The sequence below is a fragment of the Rhizobacter sp. P2_H3 genome, assembly GCF_056403355.1.
The window spans coordinates 1-2,699 of sequence record NZ_JBFUFQ010000405.1 but is presented as its reverse complement, the minus strand read 5'-3'; the positions used below and the strand labels follow the sequence as shown (position 1 = coordinate 2,699).

Genomic DNA, 2,699 nt, shown 5'->3' with positions numbered 1-2,699 from the left:
GGTGCCGCGTGCGCCGTGGATGCGGCGCGGGCGGTGGCGAGCGGGGCGCAGCGTGGCGCGTTCGCGCTGACGCGCCCGCCCGGCCACCACGCCGGCGCCGATTTCTTCGGCGGCTACTGCTTCCTGAACAATGCGGCGCTGGCCGCGCAGACGCTGCGCGATGGCGGCTTCGAGCGTGTCGCGGTGCTCGACGTCGACTACCACCACGGCAACGGCACGCAGAGCATCTTCTACGAGCGGGCCGACGTGCTGACGGTGTCGCTGCATGGCGATCCGCGCACCGAGTACCCGTTCTACCTGGGGCATGCGGACGAGCGCGGCGCCGGGGCCGGCGTGGGCTTCAACCTGAACCTGCCGCTGCCGCGCGGCACCGACTTCGCGCGCTGGCGCGCGGCGCTGGGTGCGGGCACCGAGGCGATCGGCCGCTTCGGCGCGCAGGCGCTGGTGGTGTCGCTCGGCGTCGACACCTTCGAGGGCGACCCGATCTCCAGCTTCGCGCTGCGCAGCGCCGACTACCTGCAGGTGGGCAGCGACATCGCCGCGCTGCAACTGCCGACGGTGTTCGTGTTCGAGGGCGGCTACGCGGTCGCCGAGGTCGGCGTCAACGCGGTCAACGTGCTGGAAGGCTTCGAGAAGGGCGCTGCATGACATTCGAAATCCGGCAGGCGGACAGCGTGCGGCAGTTCGCGGCGGTGGAGACCGCGCCTGAACACGTCGACGACACCGCGCGTTACCTCGAAGGGCTGTTCGCCTCGGGGTCGTCGCGGCCTGAGTGGTGCTTCGTCGCCTGGCGCGACGGCCGGCCCTGCGGGCGTATCGCGTTCTGGGCMCTGCCGCGGGTCGGCCGGCCGCTCGACATCGTGCTGCTGAACCTGCCCTGGGAAGGCGAGGCCGACGCCATCGGGCGGGCGCTGCTGGATGGCGCGCGCCGGGCGATGGCCGACGCGGGCCTGACGACCGTGGGCCACTGCCACGACCACCCGCCGCGCACGCCGCAATGGCAGACGCACGGCGACGCGCGCCTGGCCTTGCTGGCCGGCCTGGGTTTCAGGACCCAGCGCGACACGCTGCGCTTCGAGGCGGCGCTGGCGCCGGGCGCCGCGGTCGACACGGGTGATCTGCACCTGCGTGCGGCGACCCCGGATGACGAGACCCTGCTGCGGCAGATGGTGGCCGCGGTGGCGGCGGCCTCGCGCGACCAGATCGACATCGAGACCGTCGCGGCGCATGGCGCGCAAGCCCATGCGGCCGAACTGATCGCCGACCTGCGCAGCATGCGCGTGGACCCGGGCTGGTGGCAGATCGCCCTCGATGCGCAGGGCACGGCCGTGGGCCTGGTGCTGCCGGTGGCGGGTGCCGACTTCGGCAGCATCGGCTACATCGGCGTGCTGCCGGCCCACCGCGGGCGCGGCCATGTCGATGTGCTGCTGGCTGCCGCGACGGCCCTGCTGCGCGATGCCGGCCTGCCGCGCCTGGTCGCGGACACCGACCGCTCGAACACCGGCATGGCCCGCGCCTTCACGCGCGGCGGGTGGCGACAGTTCGGCGAGCGTCGCGAGCTGCTGCTGCCGGCTTGAGCCCGAACAGGATGCGCAGCGGCCCGCTGCGCAGTGCGAGGCGGTAGCCGATCCAGCCGAGCATGAAGGTGCCGCCGACCAGCAGCGGCGCTTCCGCCTCGAACGGCAACGCCCATGGCAGCAGCGCGTGCACCAGCAGGATGATCAGCGTCTGGTGCAGCAGGTAGAGCGGGAACACCGCCTCGGCGAGGGTCTTGCGCAGCGGGTGGTCGGCGTTCCAGTGCCGGTGGGCGAAGCCGATGGCGGCGACCAGTGCGCCCCACTGCAGCACGCAGAACGCGAGCGCGCGCAGCCACGGCCAGCCGGCCCCCGACATCAGCAACCCTTGCAGCGCGAGCCAGCCTGCCGCGGCCGACAGCAGGGCCCACCAGCGCCAGCGCTGCGCGTCCTGCGCCAGGCTGGCGGCTTGCGCCAGTGCGGCGCCGAACGCGAACATCGCCAGGTACTGGCCGTGCATGAACCAGTCGTCGAGCAGCGCATGCGTGGCCGGGAAGCGGCGCGCCATCAGCAGGCGCCACCCGAACAGCAGCGCGAGCGGCAGCCACAGCAGGCGCGGGCCGGCCAGTGCGCGGGCACCGAGTTGCGCGACGCCTGGCAGCAAGCCGGGGCGCCAGCGCAGCGCGCCCCACAGCAGCAGCGTGTAGGCGAACAGGTAGGGCAGGTACCACAGGTGGTTCCAGGTCGGCAGCACCAGGCAGCCGTGCACCGCATCGCAGAAGCCGCTGCCGCCGCGCAGGTAGAGCGGGATGAAGTCGAGGTAGCTGCCGGCGTAGCCGTAACGGCGCTGCACCTCCAGCCAGGACTGCGGCGGCACGATCACCAGCATGCCGAGCAGCAGTGGCAGCAGCAGGCGGGCGCTGCGCTGGCGCAGCCAGGCGAACGAGGGGGCGCGGCCGGCGCCCAGCATCAGCGCGCTGGCGGCGCCGGAGACGATGAACAGCAGGTCCATGCGCCAGGGCGAGCTGAGCATCATCCACGGCTCCAGCGCGGTGTGCCACTGCGGGCTCTTGATGTGCCAGTCCCAGCTCACGTAGTACATGCCCACGTGGTACGGGACCAGCAGCCCGAAGGCGGCGATGCGCAGCCAGTCGAGGTAGAGCAGGCGCGCGGGTGGGGTGGGCA

3 protein-coding genes are annotated in these 2,699 nt (G+C 72.9%); 2 read left to right on the top strand and 1 reads right to left on the bottom strand.

Annotated elements, in window-relative coordinates; translation table 11 throughout:
- Together AC1D1T_RS31585 and AC1D1T_RS31580 are read left to right on the top strand one after the other, a co-directional pair.
- Window positions 1-648: histone deacetylase family protein (locus AC1D1T_RS31585; RefSeq protein ID WP_477993313.1), on the top strand; the 648-nt coding region annotated here is incomplete at its 5' end.
- The gene (locus tag AC1D1T_RS31580; RefSeq protein ID WP_477841509.1) at window positions 645-1,577 is read left to right on the top strand and encodes a GNAT family N-acetyltransferase; all 933 of its coding nucleotides are present in this window, start codon (window positions 645-647) and stop codon (window positions 1,575-1,577) included. The genes AC1D1T_RS31585 and AC1D1T_RS31580, both read left to right, overlap by 4 nt.
- On the opposite strand, the gene AC1D1T_RS31575 is transcribed toward AC1D1T_RS31580, so the two are convergent.
- Window positions 1,519-2,699: acyltransferase family protein (locus AC1D1T_RS31575; protein WP_477993312.1), on the bottom strand; the 1,181-nt coding region annotated here is incomplete at its 5' end. The genes AC1D1T_RS31580 and AC1D1T_RS31575 overlap by 59 nt on opposite strands.